The following is an 18,321-nucleotide window of genomic DNA, read 5'->3' as shown; positions in this document are numbered from 1 at the left end:
GTGCGGCGGGGCGCCGATGTGAGCGACCGCACTCCTCTAGGGTTGCTGCGATGACGGGATTGGTGGAGTCGTGACCGGGCTGGCCGTGGCGATGGACGTCGTCGCCGTGGGCTTCCTCGCGGGCTTCGTGGTGCTGGTGACGCGGGGGAGGCCGGAGTCGGGCGACGAGAGCGGGCGCTCGGTCGCCATGGTGCTGATCGCCGTCAGCCTGGGTCTGCTGTCGGTGTCGCTGTGGAGCCTGCCCTAGCGGACAGGCCCGCCTTGGTGGGCGGGGCCGTCTCGGCGGGCGGGCCTGCCTCGGCGGGCGGATTTGCCTTGGTGGGCGGGCCTGCCTTGGTGGGTGGGGCCGTCTCGGCGGGCGTCCATCCGGGCGCGTCCAGCAGGTGCCGGACGAACAGCAGGGTCGTCGGGGTCGGGGCCGCGCCGGCGACCGCGTGCCAGGGGCGGTCGAGCGGCATCCCCGGCGCGTCCACCACCACCAGCCGCCCGGACTCCAGCTCGGCGCCGACCGCGTCCCGCGACACGAGCGCGACCCCGAGTCCGGCCGCCGCGCCCGCGACGACCGCGCCGTTCGAGCCGAGCACCAGCCGGGGCGGCGCCGCCTCGCGCTCGGCGAGGTAGGCGTCCGCCGTCGCCCGCGTCCCCGAGCCGGGCTCGCGCATCACCCAGGGCGTGCGGGCGAGGGCGAAGCCGTCCGCGAGGCCCGGCGCCCCGACGACCACCAGCTCGTTCGGACGCCTGGCCAGCACGGTCGCGGCGACCTCGGCGGGCGGCCGCCCGGCCAGCACCAGGTCGGCCTCGTGCGCGGCGAGGCTGCTCCACACCTGGCGGCGCGGCCCGACCTCCAGCGCCAGCTCCACGTCCGGCCAGCGCGCCCGGAACGAGGCGAGCAGCTCGGGGAGGAGCTGGTCGGCGGCCGTCGTCACCGCCGCGAGCCGCAGCGGCCCGCGCCCCGGGTCGGCCGCGCCGCGCGCCGCCGCCCGCCCCTCCTCCAGCAGCCCGAGGACCCGGCGGGCGTACCCGGCGTAGACGGCCCCGGCGGGGGTGAGCCGGACGCCGCGGCCGACCTTCTGGACGAGCGGCACGCCGAGCTCGCGGGTCAGCGCCGCGACCGCCGCCGACACCGCCGACTCGGTCACGTACAGCCGCCGCGCCGCCGCCCGCACCGACCCGGTGTCGGCGAGCGCGGCGAACGTCCGCAGCCGGGCCTCCGTCACGTCCGAACCTCCTTGTTCAAGTGAATGCTCAATGGTCACCGTAGAACACTTGATGGACATCGCAAGTGTCTGGGGGTGAAGCTCGAAGTGTCACGGTTGCACGCGACCGGGGCGCGGCGATCCGCTCCGAGATCCCCTGGGACATGCCGTCCTTCACGCGGAGGGGAGCGCCGCGCCCCGTCGTCCAGGAGGGAGCGGCGATGGGCTCGGGCAGATGGTCGGCGGGCGTGATCCCCTACGCGGAGATGGGCTACTGGCGCCCGGACTACGAACCGAAGGACAGCGACGTCCTCGCCGCGTTCCGGATCACGCCGCAGCCGGGCGTGCCGCCGGAGGAGGCGGGCGCGGCCGTCGCCGGCGAGTCGTCCACCGCGACGTGGACGGTCGTCTGGACGGACCGGCTCACGTCCTACGAGAACTACCAGGGCAAGTGCTACAAGGTGGAGCCGGTCCCCGGCCAGGAGAACCAGTTCATCGCCTACATCGCCTACGACCTCGACCTGTTCGAGGAGGGGTCGATCGCGAACCTGACGTCGTCCATCATCGGGAACGTCTTCGGGTTCAAGGCGCTCAAGGCGCTCCGCCTTGAGGACATGCGCATCCCGCCCCACTACGTGAAGACGTTCCAGGGGCCGGCGCACGGCATCGTCATGGAACGCGAGTACCTGGGCAAGTTCGGGCGTCCGCTGCTGGGCGCCACGGTCAAACCCAAGCTCGGGCTCTCGGCGCGCAACTACGGGCGCGTCGTGTACGAGGCCCTCCGCGGCGGCCTCGACTTCACCAAGGACGACGAGAACATCAACTCCCAGCCGTTCATGCGGTGGCGCGACCGGTTCCTCTACTGCATGGAGGGCGTGAACCGGGCGCAGGCCGCCACGGGCGAGGTCAAGGGCCACTACCTCAACGTCACCGCCGCGACGATGGAGGACATGTACGAGCGCGCCGAGTTCGCCAAGGAACTCGGCAGCGTCGTCGTGATGATCGACCTCACCATCGGCTACACGGCGATCCAGTCGATGGCGAAGTGGGCGCGCAGGAACGGCGTCCTCCTGCATCTGCACCGCGCGGGCCACTCGACGTACACGCGGCAGAAGTCGCACGGCGTCAACTTCCGCGTCATCGCCAAGTGGATGCGGCTGGCGGGCGTCGACCACATCCACGCGGGGACGGTCGTCGGCAAGCTGGAGGGCGACCCCAACAGCGTCCGCGGCTACTACGACACCCTGCGCCTGGACAAGGTGGAGGCCGACCCGGTGAAGGGCCTGTACTTCGACCAGGAGTGGGCGTCGATGCCGGGGACGATGCCCGTCGCGTCCGGCGGCATCCACGCCGGGCAGATGCACCAGCTCCTGCACTACCTGGGCGAGGACTCGATCCTGCAGTTCGGCGGCGGGACGATCGGCCACCCGATGGGCATCGCCGCCGGCGCCACCGCCAACCGCGTCGCCCTCGAAGCGATGATCAAGGCGCGCAACGAGGGCCGCGACTACCTCGCCGAAGGCCCCGAGATCCTGCGCGCCGCGGCCAAGCACAGCCGCGAACTCGACATCGCCCTGTCCACCTGGGGCGACATCACCTTCACCTACGAATCCACCGACACCCCTGACGTCGTCGAGACCCCGGTGAGCGTCTGATGCGAATCACTCAAGGAACCTTCTCGTACCTGCCCGACCTCACCGACGAGGACATCGCCAAGCAGGTCGCCTACGCCCTCGACCAGGGCTGGCCGTGCTCGGTCGAGTTCACCGACGACCCGCACCCGCGCAACTCCTACTGGGAGATGTGGGGCCTGCCGATGTTCGACCTCGCCGACCCCGCCGGCGTCCTGTACGAGATCAACGAGTGCCGCAAGGCGTACCCGGACCGCTACATCCGGCTGAACGCCTACGACGCCCGGTACGGGCGGCAGACCACGGCGCTGTCGTTCATCGTGCAGCGCCCGGCCGACGAGCCCGGCTTCCGGCTCGACCGGACCGAGACGTCCGACCGGCGCGTCCGGTACACGCTCCACCCGTACGCCCTCGACCGGCCCGAGGGCGACCGCTACGGGGCGGGACGTTGACCGAACGCCCCGGCTTCGGGATGCGCCACAACGGCTCCCCGGTGGACTCTTCCCGGGCTCCCGCCACCGGGGAGCCGCTCCCTCCCGGCGCGCGCATCGACCTCGCCAGGGAACGCGCCGACTCGCACGTGGACTCCGTCCTGGACGCCCTGGACGCCGAACTCGTCGGGCTCGCGCCGGTCAAGACCCGCATCCGGGAGATCGCCGCGCTGCTGCTCGTGGACCGCGTCCGCGCCCGGTTCGGCATCGACTCGGGACGCCCCAACCTGCACATGTGCTTCACCGGCAGCCCCGGGACGGGCAAGACGTCGGTCGCCGTCCGGCTCGCCGAACTGCTGCACCGCCTCGGCTACATCCGCCGCGGCCACCTCGTCTCCGTCACCCGCGACGACCTCGTCGGCCAGTACGTCGGCCACACCGCGCCCAAGACCAAGGAGGTCCTGAAGCGCGCCATGGGCGGTGTGCTGTTCATCGACGAGGCGTACTACCTGTACCGGGCGGAGAACGAGCGCGACTACGGGCAGGAGGCCATCGAGATCCTCCTCCAGGTCATGGAGAACCAGCGGGACGACCTCGTCGTCGTCCTCGCCGGCTACAAGGACCGCATGGACGCCTTCTTCGCGTCCAACCCCGGCATGTCCTCCCGCATCGCCCACCACATCGACTTCCCCGACTACGAACCGGACGAGCTGGAGGCCATCGGGCGCCTGATGATGGAACGCGAAGGCTACGGGCTCGCCCCCGAGACCGAACCGGTCTTCCGCGACTACCTGTCCCGGCGCCGCGCGCAGCCCCGGTTCGCCAACGCCCGCTCCGTCCGGAACGCCATCGAACGGGCCCGCCTCCGCCACGCCAGCCGCCTCCTCGCGGGCGGCGGCGACGTGGGCCGCGAGGAACTCACCACCCTTCTCCCGGAAGACTTCCTCGCCAGCCGCGTCTTCGCGTGACCCGCGTCACGTCCGAACCGGGGATGGGCCTCCGCATGTCCTAATGTTGGGCGTAAGACATGTAGAGGTGGGGGAGAAGTTGCTTAACCCTGAGGATCTGTACGAGCTTGACGCCGACCTGCCGGAGATGACGGGTCCGGTGCTGCTGCACAGCCTCGACGGCTTCGTGGACGCCGGATCCACCGGGCAGCTCGTGCGCGAGCACCTCCTGGAGTCACTTGAGCACCGCGTGATCGCCCGCTTCGACGTCGACTCGCTGATCGACTACCGGGCCCGCCGGCCGCCGATGACGTTCGACCGCGACCACTGGGCCTCCTACGACGCGCCCGAGCTGGTCGTCCGGCTGCTGCGCGACGAGGCCGGCAGCCCGTTCCTGATGCTGTCCGGGCCCGAGCCCGACCGGCTGTGGGAGGGGTTCACCTCGGCCGTCGTCCACCTGGTCAAGAAGCTGGGCGTCGGCATCGTCGTCGGGTTCCACGGCATCCCGATGGGCGTCCCGCACACCCGGCCCGTCGGCACCACCGCGCACGCCACCCGGCCCGAGCTGATCACCAAGAACTCGTGGTTCGACAAGGTGCAGGTGCCGGGCAGCGCCGCCGGGCTGCTGGAGCTGCGGCTCGGCGAGGCCGGGCACGACGCCGTCGGGTTCGCCGTGCACGTCCCGCACTACCTCGCCCAGTCCGCCTACCCGGCCGCCGCCGTCGCCGCGCTGGAGGCGATCATCTCCGCGACCGGGCTGGTGCTGCCCGTCGACCGGCTCCGCGACGCGGCCGCCGCCACCGACGCCGACATCGCCGAGCAGGTCGACGGCAACGACGAGGTCGAGAAGGTCGTCCGGGCCCTGGAGCAGCAGTACGACGCGTTCGCCGGCGCCGCCGAGCGCGACAGCCTGCTCGCCGAATCGCAGGACATGCCCACCGCCGAGGAACTCGGCGCCCAGTTCGAGCGGTTCCTCGCCGAGCAGGACGGGCCCGACTCCTCCGGCTGACATATCCCGTCCGCCGCTGGGTAGGCGAGCGCCCGAGGGGAGGTTCGCATGGCCCAGAAGGTGAACGAGGTGATGACGCCGGTTCCCGTGTCGGTGTCCCCGGACACGTCCCTGGCGGAGGTCGGGGACCTGATGCGGCAGCACGGGATCGGCGACGTCCTCGTCGTCCACGAGGGGCGGCTCCGCGGCCTGGTCACCGACCGCGACATCGTGGTCCGCGCCGTCGCCGCGCAGCGCGACATGTCGGGCACCACCGTCGCCGACATCTGCAGCACCAACCTGGTCACGGTCGCGCCCGGCGAGGACGCCGGCGAGGCGGTGCGGCTGATGCGCGAGAACGCCGTCCGCCGCGTCCCCGTCGTGGACGGCGACCGGCCGATCGGCATGGTGTCCATCGGCGACCTCGCCGTCCAGCGGGACGAGCGCTCCGCCCTCGCCGACATCAGCGCCGAACCGCCCAACACATGATCACACTGCGTCTCCAGGACGCCGAACTGCCCGGCGACCTGTCGATACCGGACGGCGCGACGAGCGTCGTCCTGTTCGCGCACGGCAGCGGAAGCTCCCGGCTGAGCCCCCGCAACCGCGCCGTCGCCGAGGGCCTCAACGCCGCCGGCATCGGCACCCTGCTCATCGACCTGCTCACCCAGCACGAAGAGGAGGTCGACCGCGTCACCGCCGCCCTCCGCTTCGACATCGAGCTCCTCACCCTCCGCCTGATCGGCGCGATCGACCGCCTCACCGAGGGCCTGGAGTCCGCCCCGCACACCGCGGGCATGCCCATCGGCCTGTTCGGCGCCAGCACCGGCGCCGCCGCCGCGCTGGCCGCCGCCGCGGCCCGGCCCCGCGTCGGCGCGGTCGTCTCCCGCGGCGGCCGCCCCGACCTGGCGGCCCCGTCCCTGCCCCGCGTCCGGGCTCCCGTCCTCCTGATCGTCGGCGGCCGCGACACCGAAGTCCTGGCCCTGAACAAGCAGGCGGCGAAAAGCCTCGACCGCTGCGAGATCCACATCGTCTCCGGCGCGACGCACCTCTTCGAGGAGCCGGGCGCCCTGGAAGAGGTGACCATGCAGGCGGCCGACTGGTTCAATCGGAACCTGTGATGCACGACGTCATCGTGGTGGGCGCCGGACCCGCCGGATCCTCAGCGGCGTGCCACCTCGCCCGAGCGGGTCTCGACGTCCTCGTCCTGGAGAAGACGTCCTTCCCCCGCGAGAAGATCTGCGGCGACGGCCTGACACCCCGCGCGGTCGACGAGCTCCGCGCCCTCGACATCGACCTCTCCGACTGGTTCCGCACGGTAGGCGTCCGCCTCCTGGGCGCGGGCCGCACCCTCGAACTCCCCTGGCCGTCCGGCCACGGCCTGACCCGCACCCGCAGCGACCTGGACGAACTCCTCGCCCGCAACGCGACCGCCGCCGGCGCGACCCTCCACGAGAACACCAAGGTCACCGCACCCCTCCTGGACCGTGGCCGCGTGACGGGCGTCCGCACAGCCGACGGAACCCACAAGGCCCGCCTGGTCATAGCCGCGGACGGCGCCTCGTCCCGCTTCTCCGTCGCCCTGGGCCTCCACCCCCGCCGCGACCGCCCGATAGGCATCGCGGGCCGCCGCTACTACCGCAGCCCCCGCCACGACGACCCGTACCTCGAAATCCGGCTGGACCTGGCGCCCGCCGGCTACGGCTGGATCTTCGGCATGGGCGACGGCACCTGCAACGTGGGCGTGGCCCTCCTGCGCACCGACCACCCCGACTACCACCACCTGTTCTCCGACTGGCTGAAGACCCTCCCCTTCACCGAAGACGACGCCGTGGGCCCCCTGCGCGGCGCCGCCCTCCCCATGGGCTTCAGCCGCCGCCCCCACTACCTCCCCGGCCTCCTCCTGGTCGGCGACTCCGGCGGCATGGTCAACCCGTTCAGCGGCGAAGGCATCGCCTACTCCCTCCAAGCAGGCCGCATCGCCGCCGAAGTGATCACCAGGGCCTTTCGCGGCCCCTTCCCGGAGAAGATCCTCAGCTCCTACCCGTCCGCCATCCGCCGCGCCAGCGGAGCCCCCTTCACCCTCGGCCGCGCCTTCACCCGCGCCATCGAGAACCCCCGCCTCATGCGCCTGGCAACGACCCAGGGCCTCGCCCACCCCACCCTGATGCGCTTCGCCATGACCCTCTTCGACGGCATGCCGCCCGCGACCGTCCCCACCCCCACCGACCGCCTGGCCGCCGCCGTGACCCGCCTGACCCCCACCACCTGACGGATACCGTTTCGCGAAGCCCCCCACGAACCGGGTACGCTTTCCCGGCGACCCGGGCGCGTAGCTCAGGGGTAGAGCACTCGCCTTACAAGCGAGGAGTCGGCGGTTCGAACCCGTCCGCGCCCACCCACGAAAAGACCCTGTTCCCGACCATGGGAACAGGGTCTTCGCGCCATTAGCGTGCCATTAGCCGACGAGCGCGAGCGATCCGGCCGCCCCATCGTCGTCGTCCGGGTTGGCGCTGTTGATCTTGTTGTCCATGGCTCGGGCGATCGCTCGGTTACCGCCCGCCGTGCGGTGCTGGTAGATCATCGCGGCCCGCACGCTGTCATGGCCCATCCGCTCCATGAGGTCGCGAAGCGTCGCGCTGGACTCGGCCGCGAACGTGTTCCCGGTGTGGCGCAGGTCGTGAAAGTGGAGGTTCGGCACGCCGAGCTTGGTGACGGTCGCGCCCCACTTGGTAGCGCGCCGGAAGTTCGCCCGTCGCAGGACGCCCCCGCGCTTGCCGGTAAAGATCAGCGCGTCAGGCTCAGCGCCGGTGAAGTTGCCGAGATGCCGCCGCAGGTCCGGGACGATCGCTTGGGGGAGTGCCACGGTGCGGAGGCCAGCCCGTGACTTGGGCGGCCCAATGATCAGTTCGCCGGTGTCCAACTCGACCTGTGCTTGCCGGACGGTGACCGTCCCGGCGTTGAGGTCGAGGTCCATCCTGCGCAGCGCGACAAGGGAGGCGGCCTTCAGTACGCCTTCCAGGCGATCCTGCTTGACGATGAGTGGGGAGCGTGGCTACCCAGCATCGCCACCTCGAACGGGCTGTCGGCCACGAAGCTCCTACCACACGAAGTCGCGAGCCCGACTGTGGTGATCACTCGGAACTCTGATAATCGTCCTTGCGCATAGTCCCCGGCGACGGTCAATCCCTCGCTCTGCAAGATCTGCAGAGCGTGCCGAACCGTCATCCGGGCAACGTCGTAGTGCGAAATGAGCTGGCTCTCCGAGGGCAGCTTCTCGCCCGGCGAAAGCGACTTGCTGTCGATTGCCGCCCGGAGGTGGTCCGCGATCTGCTTAAAGACAGGCCGATCGCTCGTCGGATCCAGCTCCGGCAGCTGCAGATCGCTCACGCGGCCAACTCCTCAACTCGTACATACGTGTACTAGCGTGGAGTCTAGTAGCCGGACCTGCTCCAAGGAGCCTGCGCAATGCCCGACAGTCGCCACTCCGTCAGCGTGGCGGGTGTCGTCGTCGACGACCAGGGCCGCGCCCTCCTCATCCAGCGCCGAGACAACGGCCACTGGGAGGCCCCCGGCGGCGTCCTGGAGCAAGACGAAGACATCATCACCGGCCTCCGCCGCGAAGTCCGCGAGGAAACGGGCCTAGAGGTCACACCAATCGCCCTGACCGGCGTCTACAAGAATATGCCACGCGGAATAGTCGCCCTGGTCTTCCGCTGCAAGGCCGAGGCCGGCACCCTCCGCGAGACAGACGAGAGCACAGCCTTCCGCTGGGTCACCGCCACCGAGGTCGGCAAGCTGGCTGACGAAGCCTTCGCCATCCGAGTCCAAGACGCCCTCGCCACCCACCAGACCGTCCCCATCCGCCAACACGACGGCTTCCGCGTCCTCGACTGACTACCCATCAGCGGAGTGTCTCCATACCAGCAAGATCAGCGACGTCCGTGCTCGTCCATGGGTGCCTTCTGACCTGCAAGTGGCCCTATTGCGTATCCACCCGTGTCCACGGCGATCCGAGCTGGTTGTTAGCACATGCGTTAGTAATCGGGTCAGGCTTCGAGCCCGGTAAGCAAGCGCGCTACATCGAGTCCGGTGTTCAGGTAATCCACGAACAAGGAGTTGTTCAGTGCCCATTTCGATCGACGGTAGCGGACTAGAAAAATGGCGTCATCGATGCTGTAACCCGACAGCGTGAGGGCATGGGCGATGACGAGCCCGGATCGGTTGTAGCCGGAATGGCAGCGGACCAGCACACGCTTGCCTTGTTCGACCGCTTCCGCTGCCGACTCGGCTGCCCGACAGACCATCGCGATCTGCTCAGCGGTCAGTGGTCCATCGGGAATTTCCGCCAACCGGTGATCGACGCCGCCGCTTGGACCGTGCCCCTCTCGCGTGTGCAAGCTGATCACTAGATCGAACTCGTTACTCACGATGGCTGGCGCCCGGTCCCCCATCGGGTCCCGGTAGAAGTGGCCCCCCATCCACAGCAACGGGACGATCTCATCCCACGGCGCGCCGGCATCGGGTGCTCCTCGACCCTTGGTCCGCATGGCCTCGCTCCCGCCGGCGCCGCCCCGACCACCGTAGGCCGGGCAAGATCAACCAAACACGCCCTCACCGTACAACCAGAACTGCTGATCTGCGCAGATGATCCCCTCAGAAAGCTTGATGCACTTGACCGGGCTCATAGGCCTGCTGGGGTAGAGGATCGGTTGCTGGTGCATGAGCAGCGGTACGGGCGCACCGTCGCCGCCGCACGCGGCCTGCTCGACAGGTCGAGCTTGGGACACACCCTCATCGACGCGTTAGCCGCCAGTCCCCGCAAGTCCCATGACCAGCCCCGCGACGTCCCGCACGTCCACACCCATCCGAGATCATCCAGACCTGCTGTTAGCGCCGCCGTTAGCAACCTCACGGCTTAGTCACGCCGGGTTATCGAGCAGAGTACTGCCGGACAACTTGGAAGCCGGCTGAAGAGGTGTTCGGGCATAGATTGTCTGAGGTGGGCGAGAGTAACCATGACGAAGCACCCCGGCGCTTCCACACGCCTGCGGACTACCGCGATGCGGCGCGTGATCCGGACACCGACATGCAAACGCTCTGCCATCTCGCTCGGTGTCCGTATCCGTTTGTCTGGCAGGCCCTGGCCTCCAACCCTCGTACACCTGCGCATGTCCTGGACGGCCTGTGCTCGAAGAGGGATAGCGCGTGGAACGACGGTCGGCTCTTGCGCCTGCTCGCTGAGCATCCCAACGCTGATCGTGAGGTGCTGCTCAAGGTGCTGGCCGAGCTTGAGGCCCGATTGCTGACAGCCACAAGCCGGCCATACGCGGCTGTGCTCGCGCTCGCCACCCGGCTAGAACTTGAGCCGGAGGAGTTGCAGGCCCTGGCTTCGTCGCCTGGCGCGTCAGCGCGTATGCGAACCGCTCTGAGACGGCGCCTCGCCGAACGGGACATTCAAGCCCGTTAGCCGTCGAATCATCATGCTCGCCTGGGCGCGGTCCTCACGTCGCGAGGCAACCAAGCCGATCACGTCGCGACCTCAAGTCGGTCTGTGGAGGACGGACGCCGACAGCGCCGAGAAGGTCCGCGGGCCGAGGTCGTGAAAGTGCAGGTTCGGCACGCCGAGCTTGGCCACAGTCTCGCCTCACTTGGTCGCGCCGCCGCCCGTGTTGGAGCGCCGCCTAGAGCTGATCGTTCACGGTGTCGACCACGATCGTCCGATGGCTGACTGTCTCGTCATAAGCCACGAGCACCGCTCGTGCCTCCGGCTCCACCACAGCCGTTGACATGTCAGTTCCAGCGAAAGCCCGTATGGCCTCATTGGACTCCCACAGGGTCATGACCTCCAGCTCCACCAGGTCATCCCCATCCCGGCGAAACAGGTATGCGCCTCGATGTCCGTCGAGACGACGGAGCGTTGGGAGTACTGAGCCGGTGAAGTGGTCACGGTAAGCCTCCGCCCCCTCGGCGGTAGCGGTAGCGCGCCAAACTCTGGCGATCATTATGGCTCCGGTTGTCACAGGTACCTATGAGTGGGCATTGACCATACCGCCCTCCGAGGACGCACAAAGGGGGAATGTCCGCCACCCGGAGTGGATCGGCGGTGACCTGGACGTCCACCAGACCACGCTGTCGCACCACTACCGGGTGCTGCGCGAGGCGGGCGTCACCTGGACCACCGTGCAGGGCCGGACCCGCCTGGTGCGGCTGCGCCGCGACGACCTGGACGCCTTGTTCCCCGGACTGCTCGACTCGGTCCTCAACGGAGTCGGCCGCACACGTGCGGCCACCGGCAGCTGACACACCTCGGTGCGGCCCCGGCCCCGAGGCCGGCAGTCAGGCCGCTAGGACGCGCACGATGCGCGCCTGCGCGTCCTCTGCCACCTGATCAGCCCGACCAATCGCCCGCCACAGTTGGTCTCTGAGCTGCGCGTGCTCAGCCTGATCGGTACGGCGACAGTGTTTATGTAAGCCAAGCGCGAGCGGACCCGCAGCGCAGGGTCGGCCGCGCCCGAGCACTGATCATCGAATGTCAGATTCTGCCGGCTGTCTCTCGCGTGGTTGAGAATCGGGCGTCCGATTCGTTTCTCTGAGATCACCTCATTTGAAACGGCACCGCTTGCACGCCGTCATATCTCATAGTTCCCGCATTCCGCGGTGGTCTCGGCCGTCGCCTGCGCCGCGGTGAAGAAGTCGTCGGCCAGCGGCGAAATGCGCGATGCCGCCATCGCGAGGCACACCTGGTCGGGCGGGAGTTCCGGGATGGGTACGTAGCCGATGCCCGGGCGTGAGTAGAACAGCGTTTCCGAACGCCCCACGAACGAGATGCCCCGGCCGGCCGCGACGTGCTCGAGTTTCTCCTCCACGCCACGTACCCGGAGCCCGGAGTCGGGGTGCGGGCGCCTGGTGGGGTGCGTGCTCGGGTCGGCATGCCAGACCAGCGGCTCACCGGCCAGGTCGGCCTCGGTGACCTGCTCCCTACCGGCCAGCCGGTGGCCTGCGGGCAGCACCACCATGAGCGGCTCGGTGTACAGCGGAATGACGCGCAGGCCGGTCTCGTCGATGGGCAGCCGCACGAAGCCGACGTCGATGCGGCCGTCGAGCAGCATCGTGGCCTGGTCGTCCCATTCGATCCGGTGCACGTCCACGACCACGTCCGGATGCCGGGCCTCGAACGCCCGGGCCGCCGGGATGACCGGGATACCGGTCCGGAAGCCGACCGCCAGCCGCCGGCTGCCCCGCGCGGCCGCGGTCACCCGGCGGCGGACCGCGTCCGCGGAGGCCAGCAGCGGGCCGGCGTCGGCCAGCAACTGCCTGCCGGCGTCGGTCAGCGCCACGCCGTGGCTGTCCCTTGTCAGCAGCGGGGTGCCGAGATCTTTTTCCAGCGCGCGGATCTGCCGGCTGAGCACCGGCTGCGCGATGTGCAGCTCATCGGCGGCGCGGCCGAAGTGCAGCCTGCCGGCGACGGCGACGAAATAGCGGACCTTGCGCAGGTCCAGATCCATGAAGCCTCCCGGTCCGGCGATGCCTCCAGGGTATCGCAGCTGCTGAAAGAAGTATCGGATACCGACCTACCCACGGGAATGGCGCAAGGGCCACAACCGTTTGGCAGCAGGCACAGCGTCCTAATCAGTTCCAAAAAAAGAAGGCAGACGAAATGAGTGGCGTCAGCATTATCGGCCTGGGCGGCATGGGCCACGCCATAGCCGCACGCGCGGTCGCCGGCGGCAACGGCGTCGAGATCATCGGCCGCGACGCGGCCAAGGCGAAGGACCTGGCCGCGACGCTCGGCGGCGGGGCCACAGTTGGGACATTCGGCGCCGTCCCGGTCGGCGACATCGTCGTCCTGGCCGTGCCATACGCCAGCGCCGTGCCGGTCGTCGCCCGTTACGGGGACGCACTGGCCGGCAAGTTCATCATCGACATCTCCAACACGTTCAACGCCGACGCCACCGGGGTCGTCACCCCTGAAGGCACGTCCGGTGCGCAGGAGATCGCCAAGGCAGTCCCGGAGAGTGCGCACGTGGTGAAGGCGTTCAACACGGTCTTCGGCCACGTGCTGGCCCAGGGGCGTCCGTTGGACGTGTTCGTCGCCGGAGATGACGCGCGGGCCAAGGCCGACGTGTCGGCGTTCATCGAGAGCCTCGGACTGCGCCCGCTCGATGTCGGCGGCCTGGAGATGGCCCGGTGGCTGGAAGCGGTCGGCCCGCTGCTGATGGGCCTGGCCCGCAACGGCGCGGGGACCTTCGACATCGCCCTCGGCGTCGACCTCTCCGGCTGAGCGCACCCCTGCCGACAGCCCGCGGCGCCCACGCCGCGGATTCTCACGAAGGAGTCATCATGCGTCTGATATGGCAGCTTTTAGCGGTAGTGGCGGTCTGGATCCCCGGCAGCTTCGGCACGGCGGCGGCGAAGGACAACCCCTGGCTGGCGCTCGTCGCCGGCGTCCTGACGGCCGTCGTCGCGGTCCTGGTCTACGGCTGGGTGGTGCGGCGCACCGAGCACCGGACCCCCGTCGAAGTGTCGCCGAAGGGGGCAGGCGCCGCGATCGGCTGGGGCACGCTGCTCGGCATCGCGCTGTTCGGGACGGTCATCGCGAACATCGCCTTCTTCGGCGAATACACGATCAACGGCCTGGGCACGCCGGCGAACGCGGTCGCCCTGCTCGGCATCATGGCGGGTGCCGCCGTGACCGAGGAGCTGGTCTTCCGCGGTGTCCTGTTCCGGAACGTCGAGCATTGGACCGGAACCTGGATCGCGCTCGTGCTGACCGGCTCGCTGTTCGGCCTGATCCACCTGCTCAACGCGAACGCCACCCTGTGGGGCGCCGTCGCCATCGCCATCGAGGCGGGCGGGATGCTGACCGCCGCGTACATCGCCACCCGCAAGCTGTGGGTGCCGATCGGTCTGCACTTCGGCTGGAACGTCGCCGCGAGCGCCATCTTCAGCACCGAGGTGTCGGGCAGCAACACCCCGCAGGGGCTGCTGGACGCGACGATGTCGGGTCCCGCGCTTGTCACGGGCGGCGACTTCGGACCGGAGGGCAGTGTGTACGCCGTGGTGTTCGGCGTGGTGGCCACCGTCGTGTTCATGTGGCTGGCACACCGGCGTGGTCACGTGCTCCCCGTCCGTCGCCCGGCCCGGACGGACATGGCCGCTGGGCTCGCCAAGTGATCCAACGCCCCCGGATCCCGGACCGTGACGGCAGAGCGACGTCACGGTTCGGGAGTGCCGTCGGCTTGGTACACAGGCGGCCGGAGTACTAACCGTTAGGAGTGCTCGCCGTAGGCGGCGGCGATTTGTTCGGAGCTGGGCCAGCGGGAGTAGGTGGGGGACTGCGGCCAGCCCTTCGGGGAGTCCTGCCATTCCTCCTGCCGGCCGTACGGGAGGACGTCGATCAGGGCGAACGAGTGGCTGAGCTGCTCGGTGCCCCGGCCGTTGGTGTGCCAGGTCCGGTAGACGGTGTCGCCGTCGCGGAGGAAGACGTTGACTGCGAAGCCGCCGCCTGGGGGCGCGCCTACGTCGCTGCCGAAGGAGCTGTTCGCGGTGGAGTACCAGGTCATCTTGTTGCCGACCCGGCGCTTGTAGGCGAGTGCCTCCTCGATCGGCCCCTGCGTGACGATGACGAACCGGGCGTCGTAGGCGTCCAGGAACTCCAGGCGCGTGAACTGGGACGTGAAGCCGGTGCAGCCCGAGCACTGCCAGGTCTCGTCCGGGAACCACATGTGGTTGTAGACGATCAGCTGGCTCTTGCCCTCGAAGATGTCGGCGAGGCTGACCGGGCCGTTTTCGCCTTCGAGGGTGTAGTCGGGCATCTCGACCATCGGCATCCGGCGGCGCTCGGCGGCGATCGCGTCGAGTTCCCGCGTCGCGGCCTTCTCCCGGACGCGCAGGTCGTCGAGGTGCTGCTGCCAGGTCTCGGCGTCGACGATGGGCGGTAGTGCAGGCATGGCTCCTCCAGATCCGTGTGTCCGCAGGTGTGGACCATGCCCGGCCGTCGAATTCATCGGTGCCCGGCGGACTGGATGAAACGCAGTGTGTTGCCGGACGGGTCCAGGAACGCGCAGGTGCGGGTGCCGTCGGGACGGGTGATCGGTTCCTGCATCACTTCGGCGCCTGCGGCCTCAGTGCGCTCGAAGGCGGCGTCGCAGTCGTCGGTTGGGACGGTGAGCTCGCTCGGGTCCTCGAGGTCTGGTGAGGCCGCAAGGACGACCTGTGCGTTCGGGGAGCTGACGGTCGCCTGTTGAGCGTCCCGGTGGACGACGTTGAAGCCGAGTACCTCGCGGTAGAAGGCGAGAGCCTCGTCCAGGTCGTGGACCGCCAGAGTGCGGCGGCTCATCACCGCTCCTCGGCGGTCGGGAGGTAGACGATGTCGAGGTCGGTCGGGGCGGTGTCGATGTCGATGCGGGTGATCTTCCCGGCGGTGATGGTGAAGGAGAAGACGGCCTTCGGGCGGCCTCGGTGCGACCAGACGGCCCCGGGGACGCCGTTGACCAGGGCCAGGCGGGCGGCCTGGGCTCGGCCGGAGAAGAAGGCCGCCACTTCGCGGGCGCCGCGGATCTCGCCGGCCGCGGCGTCCGGGGCGAGCAGTTCCAGCAGGGCGGTGAAGTCTCCGCCGCGGGACGCGGCCAGGAAGGCGGCGACGATCTCCCGGTTGGGCGAGCGCGACGATTCCTCGGCTGCGCCCTGTACCCGGCGGCGGGCGCGGCTGGCCAGCTGGCGTGCGGCTGCCGGGGACTTGTCCAGGATGGCGCCGATCTCCGCGAAGGGGACGGCGAAGATGTCGTGCAGGACGAACGCGAGACGTTCGGTCGGGGTGAGCGTGTCCAGCACGACGGTCAGCGCGACGCCGACGGAGTCGGCTAGTAGGGCCTCGTCCTCGGGGCCGGCCTGGGCTGGGGCCGCCCGCTCGGGCGGTAGGGCACCGGCTGAATCCTCGCGCCGGGTCCGGCGCGACTCCAGCATGTTCAGGCAGACCCGGGCGACGATCGTCGTCAGCCAGCCGCCCGGGTTCTCGATCTCGCCGGTGTCGGCGCGGCCGACCCGCAGCCACGCCTCCTGTACCGCGTCCTCGGCCTCGCTGCGGGAGCCCAGCATCCGGCAGGCCAGCGCCTCCAGGCGGCCCTGGTGCTCGGCGAACCGCTCGCTCAGCCAGTCGTGTTCGGCCATCCGTCACATTCCTCCATCCGTGCCTGTCATACCGATTGACCGGCGGGACCACGCCGATGTGACGAAAGGACCAGATATGAAAGCGCACGTCAGCACGATCCTCATCGGCGTCCAGGACATGGACCGGACGAGGCGGTTCTACACTGACGGGCTCGGCTGGGAGATCCGGGACGACTACGGCGTGTCGATCATCTTCGCGTCGGACGGGTCCTCGCTCGTCGGCTTCTACGAGCGGGCGGGCCTGGCCGGCCAGGTCGGCGTGAGCCCCGAGGGCAGCGGCTTCTGCGGGGTCGTCCTGACGTACGTCGTCCGCAGCGAGGCGCGGGTGGACGAGATCATCGCGGAGGCCGAGAAGGCCGGCGCGACGATCCACAAGCCGGCCGGCCCCCTGTCGTGGGGCGGGTACGGCGGCACCTTCGCGGACCCGGACGGCTACGTCTGGAGCATCAGCTACAGCGCCCAGGGCGAGAACCAGCCGTACGCGGAGTAGCCGCGAGGACCCCCTGTTTCCGGGACGGACGGAGACAGGGGGTCATGCCCCCGCGCAGCGGCTACGGACGCAGGTAGCGCGACGGGTGGTGCAGGGTGAAGGACGGTGTCGTCGGGTGCAGGCCCGGCTCAGGGTCCGGGTCGAAGACGGTCTGGTAGTCCGGGCCGAGTGAGGCGGCGGCCCGGTTGAGCACTGATGGGCGCGTGCCGGGCCAATGGCGGGTGTCCATGCGGGTCAGAAGGGTCCGCAGGGCGGTTATCTCTTCAGACGCGCTGAAAGTGCAGTGGTTGCCCCGGTCCACGTAGAGCTGCTTCAAGTTCGCCGGGTTGCCCGCTCGCCGTACTTGCGTGGCGTAGTAGCGCTGGTTCTCGGGCGGGACGTTGCCGTCCCCCGTCGAGTGCAGGGTGATCACCGGCCACGGTGTGCGGCCGGTGGGGGTGCCGAAGCGGTCCATGTAGCGCACGGCCTTCGGGTCCGCCTTGATCCGCGGTGCGGCGTTCAACCTCTCCAGGTCCTTGCGGAGGCTCAGCCCGGCCTCGCGGTACGCCTTGATGACCAGCGACTTCTGGCTGGAGCGGGCGAACAGCTTCCGGTAGTCGACGCCGGTGTTCCAGGACGGGTTTCCGCCCGCGCGCGACTCCATGTCCGACCGGTTCAGACCCCAGAAGGCGCCCCGGTCGTAAGCGGCGTAGTAGTACTGCTGCTGAACCTGCTCGGCGACCGTCTTCGGCGTCGGCGCACGCGACGTGTATCGAGCGGGGACGTCCGCCAGAGCGCTCGCCAGAGCGAGCCGGGCGCGGCCACTGGCGTCACCCAGCGCGGACGTGAGGACGCCCCGAGCGTTCGAGGTGTTCGCCTCCGGGTCCTTGATGCGCACCAGTTCGAGCCCAGGGTCGACCAGCGTCTTGATGGCGAAGTTCGCATCGAGTGCGCTGTTGAAGTGCCCCGTGGTGCCGCCGAGCACGCCGCAAAGCGAAGCGACGCCGGCGAAGCGGGCAGGGTTGCGCTCCGCCAGGAGCACGGCCACGAGGCCGCCCGCCGACGCCCCCGCGGATATGGTGCGGCGTGGCTTGCCGACGTTGGCGGTGAACCAGTCGAGCAGGGCGATCTGGTCCTTGAGGCCGGACTCCACGACGCCCCAGCCGCGCACCGTGCGGAACTGGGACGCCGCCAGCGCGTAGCCGTGGTCGAGCAGCCACCGCTCAGTCGCCGGATGGTTGGTCAGCGAGATGTCCGTGGGCGCCGGGAACTCCAGGCTGTAGGCGCCGTGGCTCCAGAGGAGCAGCGTCCCGTTCCAGCGGCTCGGGACTTCGACGCGGTACGGGACCCCGTCGATGTCGCCCTCGCGGACGCCGGCGCGTGCGGGCGCCGCGATGGAGATCAAGGCTGCGGCCATCACGAACGGGACGGTGCGGCAGATCAGGCGCTTCATGGCGGCACCCTCCATGAGCCCCGAGCCCCGCGCA

At 69.7% G+C, this 18,321-nt stretch carries 24 protein-coding genes and 1 tRNA gene; 15 read left to right on the top strand and 10 right to left on the bottom strand.

Annotation, left to right across the window (positions count from 1 at the left end; all coding sequences use genetic code 11):
- Window positions 1-70 precede the first annotated feature (70 nt).
- The gene (locus tag ABTW95_RS10145; protein WP_396451113.1) at window positions 71-247 is read left to right on the top strand and encodes a hypothetical protein; all 177 of its coding nucleotides are present in this window, start codon (window positions 71-73) and stop codon (window positions 245-247) included.
- On the opposite strand, the gene ABTW95_RS10140 is transcribed toward ABTW95_RS10145, so the two are convergent.
- Window positions 204-1,217: a LysR substrate-binding domain-containing protein gene (locus ABTW95_RS10140; protein ID WP_500226025.1), complete on the bottom strand. Its 1,014-nt coding sequence runs from the start codon at window positions 1,215-1,217 to the stop codon at window positions 204-206. The two genes, ABTW95_RS10145 and ABTW95_RS10140, sit on opposite strands and share 44 nt — an antisense overlap.
- Window positions 1,218-1,417: 200 nt before the next feature.
- Between ABTW95_RS10140 and ABTW95_RS10135 the strand changes: the two genes are divergently transcribed.
- The 8 genes from ABTW95_RS10135 to ABTW95_RS10100 all read left to right on the top strand — a co-directional run bounded on the left by ABTW95_RS10135 (window position 1,418) and on the right by ABTW95_RS10100 (window position 7,591).
- A complete protein-coding gene (locus ABTW95_RS10135; RefSeq protein ID WP_396451112.1) occupies window positions 1,418-2,851 on the top strand; it encodes a form I ribulose bisphosphate carboxylase large subunit in 1,434 nt (477 codons plus the stop codon).
- Complete coding sequence (locus tag ABTW95_RS10130; RefSeq protein ID WP_396451110.1) at window positions 2,851-3,279, top strand: ribulose bisphosphate carboxylase small subunit; 429 nt, start codon at window positions 2,851-2,853, stop codon at window positions 3,277-3,279. Before ABTW95_RS10135 ends, ABTW95_RS10130 begins: the two co-directional genes overlap by 1 nt.
- Entirely contained in the window at window positions 3,276-4,226 is a 951-nt protein-coding gene (gene cbbX / locus ABTW95_RS10125) for a CbbX protein (RefSeq protein WP_396451109.1), read from the top strand. Before ABTW95_RS10130 ends, cbbX begins: the two co-directional genes overlap by 4 nt.
- Window positions 4,227-4,305: 79 nt before the next feature.
- Window positions 4,306-5,214, top strand: coding sequence for a PAC2 family protein (locus ABTW95_RS10120; RefSeq protein ID WP_396451107.1), 909 nt, complete (start codon window positions 4,306-4,308; stop codon window positions 5,212-5,214).
- 48 nt (window positions 5,215-5,262) lie between these two features.
- Entirely contained in the window at window positions 5,263-5,682 is a 420-nt protein-coding gene (locus ABTW95_RS10115) for a CBS domain-containing protein (protein ID WP_396454757.1), read from the top strand.
- The gene (locus ABTW95_RS10110) at window positions 5,679-6,314 is read left to right on the top strand and encodes a dienelactone hydrolase family protein (RefSeq protein WP_396451103.1); all 636 of its coding nucleotides are present in this window, start codon (window positions 5,679-5,681) and stop codon (window positions 6,312-6,314) included. Before ABTW95_RS10115 ends, ABTW95_RS10110 begins: the two co-directional genes overlap by 4 nt.
- Entirely contained in the window at window positions 6,314-7,465 is a 1,152-nt protein-coding gene (locus tag ABTW95_RS10105) for a geranylgeranyl reductase family protein (RefSeq protein ID WP_500226020.1), read from the top strand. The genes ABTW95_RS10110 and ABTW95_RS10105 overlap by 1 nt, the downstream gene beginning before the upstream one ends.
- A 54-nt stretch (window positions 7,466-7,519) precedes the next feature.
- Window positions 7,520-7,591, top strand: a tRNA-Val gene (locus ABTW95_RS10100).
- Between the two features lie 60 nt (window positions 7,592-7,651).
- Here ABTW95_RS10100 and ABTW95_RS10095 read toward each other — a convergent pair.
- Together ABTW95_RS10095 and ABTW95_RS10090 are read right to left on the bottom strand one after the other, a co-directional pair.
- On the bottom strand, window positions 7,652-8,179 hold the full coding sequence (locus tag ABTW95_RS10095) for a tyrosine-type recombinase/integrase (protein WP_500226125.1): 528 nt from the start codon (window positions 8,177-8,179) through the stop codon (window positions 7,652-7,654).
- Window positions 8,180-8,199: 20 nt separating this feature from the next.
- A complete protein-coding gene (locus ABTW95_RS10090; protein ID WP_500226019.1) occupies window positions 8,200-8,583 on the bottom strand; it encodes a GntR family transcriptional regulator in 384 nt (127 codons plus the stop codon).
- Window positions 8,584-8,661: 78 nt separating this feature from the next.
- Here ABTW95_RS10090 and ABTW95_RS10085 point away from each other — a divergent pair, with 78 nt between their 5' ends.
- Window positions 8,662-9,090 carry an NUDIX hydrolase gene (locus tag ABTW95_RS10085; protein ID WP_500226017.1) on the top strand — a complete coding sequence of 143 codons (429 nt, stop codon included), beginning with the start codon at window positions 8,662-8,664 and terminating at the stop codon, window positions 9,088-9,090.
- A gap of 152 nt (window positions 9,091-9,242) precedes the next feature.
- On the opposite strand, the gene ABTW95_RS10080 is transcribed toward ABTW95_RS10085, so the two are convergent.
- Window positions 9,243-9,743, bottom strand: a complete 501-nt coding sequence (locus ABTW95_RS10080) for a protein-tyrosine phosphatase family protein (RefSeq protein ID WP_500226016.1) — start codon at window positions 9,741-9,743, stop codon at window positions 9,243-9,245.
- A 452-nt stretch (window positions 9,744-10,195) separates the two neighbouring features.
- Here ABTW95_RS10080 and ABTW95_RS10075 point away from each other — a divergent pair, with 452 nt between their 5' ends.
- Window positions 10,196-10,663 carry a hypothetical protein gene (locus ABTW95_RS10075; RefSeq protein WP_500226014.1) on the top strand — a complete coding sequence of 156 codons (468 nt, stop codon included), beginning with the start codon at window positions 10,196-10,198 and terminating at the stop codon, window positions 10,661-10,663.
- A 214-nt stretch (window positions 10,664-10,877) separates the two neighbouring features.
- Here ABTW95_RS10075 and ABTW95_RS10070 read toward each other — a convergent pair whose 3' ends face one another.
- A complete protein-coding gene (locus tag ABTW95_RS10070; protein WP_500226013.1) occupies window positions 10,878-11,198 on the bottom strand; it encodes an antibiotic biosynthesis monooxygenase in 321 nt (106 codons plus the stop codon).
- 37 nt (window positions 11,199-11,235) lie between these two features.
- Between ABTW95_RS10070 and ABTW95_RS10065 the strand changes: the two genes are divergently transcribed.
- Entirely contained in the window at window positions 11,236-11,496 is a 261-nt protein-coding gene (locus ABTW95_RS10065; protein ID WP_500226011.1) for an ArsR/SmtB family transcription factor, read from the top strand.
- Window positions 11,497-11,825: 329 nt separating this feature from the next.
- Here the strand turns inward: ABTW95_RS10065 and ABTW95_RS10060 are convergent, their stop codons facing one another.
- Window positions 11,826-12,701, bottom strand: a complete 876-nt coding sequence (locus tag ABTW95_RS10060; protein WP_500226009.1) for a LysR family transcriptional regulator — start codon at window positions 12,699-12,701, stop codon at window positions 11,826-11,828.
- Window positions 12,702-12,853: 152 nt separating this feature from the next.
- On the opposite strand from ABTW95_RS10060, the gene ABTW95_RS10055 reads away from it, so the two are divergent.
- Together ABTW95_RS10055 and ABTW95_RS10050 are read left to right on the top strand one after the other, a co-directional pair.
- Window positions 12,854-13,477, top strand: coding sequence for an NADPH-dependent F420 reductase (locus tag ABTW95_RS10055; protein WP_396448585.1), 624 nt, complete (start codon window positions 12,854-12,856; stop codon window positions 13,475-13,477).
- Window positions 13,478-13,536: 59 nt separating this feature from the next.
- On the top strand, window positions 13,537-14,370 hold the full coding sequence (locus ABTW95_RS10050; protein WP_396448586.1) for a CPBP family intramembrane glutamic endopeptidase: 834 nt from the start codon (window positions 13,537-13,539) through the stop codon (window positions 14,368-14,370).
- A 95-nt stretch (window positions 14,371-14,465) separates the two neighbouring features.
- Here the strand turns inward: ABTW95_RS10050 and ABTW95_RS10045 are convergent, their stop codons facing one another.
- The 3 genes from ABTW95_RS10045 to ABTW95_RS10035 are packed head-to-tail and all read right to left on the bottom strand — an operon-like array spanning window position 14,466 to window position 16,365.
- The gene (locus tag ABTW95_RS10045; RefSeq protein ID WP_396454295.1) at window positions 14,466-15,146 is read right to left on the bottom strand and encodes a DUF899 domain-containing protein; all 681 of its coding nucleotides are present in this window, start codon (window positions 15,144-15,146) and stop codon (window positions 14,466-14,468) included.
- A 53-nt stretch (window positions 15,147-15,199) separates the two neighbouring features.
- Window positions 15,200-15,535, bottom strand: a complete 336-nt coding sequence (locus ABTW95_RS10040) for a VOC family protein (RefSeq protein ID WP_396448588.1) — start codon at window positions 15,533-15,535, stop codon at window positions 15,200-15,202.
- Entirely contained in the window at window positions 15,535-16,365 is an 831-nt protein-coding gene (locus ABTW95_RS10035; RefSeq protein ID WP_500226007.1) for a sigma-70 family RNA polymerase sigma factor, read from the bottom strand. Before ABTW95_RS10035 ends, ABTW95_RS10040 begins: the two co-directional genes overlap by 1 nt.
- 76 nt (window positions 16,366-16,441) lie before the next feature.
- Between ABTW95_RS10035 and ABTW95_RS10030 the strand changes: the two genes are divergently transcribed.
- A complete protein-coding gene (locus tag ABTW95_RS10030; protein WP_500226005.1) occupies window positions 16,442-16,855 on the top strand; it encodes a VOC family protein in 414 nt (137 codons plus the stop codon).
- 61 nt (window positions 16,856-16,916) lie between these two features.
- Here ABTW95_RS10030 and ABTW95_RS10025 read toward each other — a convergent pair whose 3' ends face one another.
- Window positions 16,917-18,287, bottom strand: coding sequence for a hypothetical protein (locus tag ABTW95_RS10025; RefSeq protein WP_500226004.1), 1,371 nt, complete (start codon window positions 18,285-18,287; stop codon window positions 16,917-16,919).
- Window positions 18,288-18,321 lie beyond the last annotated feature (34 nt).

Origin of the sequence: Spirillospora sp. NPDC127506 (assembly GCF_040302145.1) — a bacterium.
GTDB lineage: Bacteria > Actinomycetota > Actinomycetes > Streptosporangiales > Streptosporangiaceae > Spirillospora.
Note: the sequence above shows the minus strand (reverse complement) of the source record. Positions and strands in the feature narration are given on the sequence as shown.

Bases quoted from the DNA above. Each gene is read 5' to 3' on its own strand.
- ABTW95_RS10135 (WP_396451112.1), top strand. From the start codon at position 1,418: ATGGGCTCGGGCAGATGGTCGGCGGGCGTGATCCCCTACGCGGAGATG.
- ABTW95_RS10040 (WP_396448588.1), bottom strand. From the start codon at position 15,535: ATGAGCCGCCGCACTCTGGCGGTCCACGACCTGGACGAGGCTCTCGCC.
- ABTW95_RS10050 (WP_396448586.1), top strand. From the start codon at position 13,537: ATGCGTCTGATATGGCAGCTTTTAGCGGTAGTGGCGGTCTGGATCCCC.
- ABTW95_RS10070 (WP_500226013.1), bottom strand. From the start codon at position 11,198: ATGATCGCCAGAGTTTGGCGCGCTACCGCTACCGCCGAGGGGGCGGAG.
- ABTW95_RS10130 (WP_396451110.1), top strand. From the start codon at position 2,851: ATGCGAATCACTCAAGGAACCTTCTCGTACCTGCCCGACCTCACCGAC.
- ABTW95_RS10035 (WP_500226007.1), bottom strand. From the start codon at position 16,365: ATGGCCGAACACGACTGGCTGAGCGAGCGGTTCGCCGAGCACCAGGGC.
- ABTW95_RS10085 (WP_500226017.1), top strand. From the start codon at position 8,662: ATGCCCGACAGTCGCCACTCCGTCAGCGTGGCGGGTGTCGTCGTCGAC.
- ABTW95_RS10055 (WP_396448585.1), top strand. From the start codon at position 12,854: ATGAGTGGCGTCAGCATTATCGGCCTGGGCGGCATGGGCCACGCCATA.
- ABTW95_RS10105 (WP_500226020.1), top strand. From the start codon at position 6,314: ATGCACGACGTCATCGTGGTGGGCGCCGGACCCGCCGGATCCTCAGCG.
- ABTW95_RS10115 (WP_396454757.1), top strand. From the start codon at position 5,263: ATGGCCCAGAAGGTGAACGAGGTGATGACGCCGGTTCCCGTGTCGGTG.
- ABTW95_RS10110 (WP_396451103.1), top strand. From the start codon at position 5,679: ATGATCACACTGCGTCTCCAGGACGCCGAACTGCCCGGCGACCTGTCG.
- ABTW95_RS10045 (WP_396454295.1), bottom strand. From the start codon at position 15,146: ATGCCTGCACTACCGCCCATCGTCGACGCCGAGACCTGGCAGCAGCAC.
- ABTW95_RS10060 (WP_500226009.1), bottom strand. From the start codon at position 12,701: ATGGATCTGGACCTGCGCAAGGTCCGCTATTTCGTCGCCGTCGCCGGC.
- ABTW95_RS10030 (WP_500226005.1), top strand. From the start codon at position 16,442: ATGAAAGCGCACGTCAGCACGATCCTCATCGGCGTCCAGGACATGGAC.
- ABTW95_RS10025 (WP_500226004.1), bottom strand. From the start codon at position 18,287: ATGAAGCGCCTGATCTGCCGCACCGTCCCGTTCGTGATGGCCGCAGCC.
- ABTW95_RS10080 (WP_500226016.1), bottom strand. From the start codon at position 9,743: ATGCGGACCAAGGGTCGAGGAGCACCCGATGCCGGCGCGCCGTGGGAT.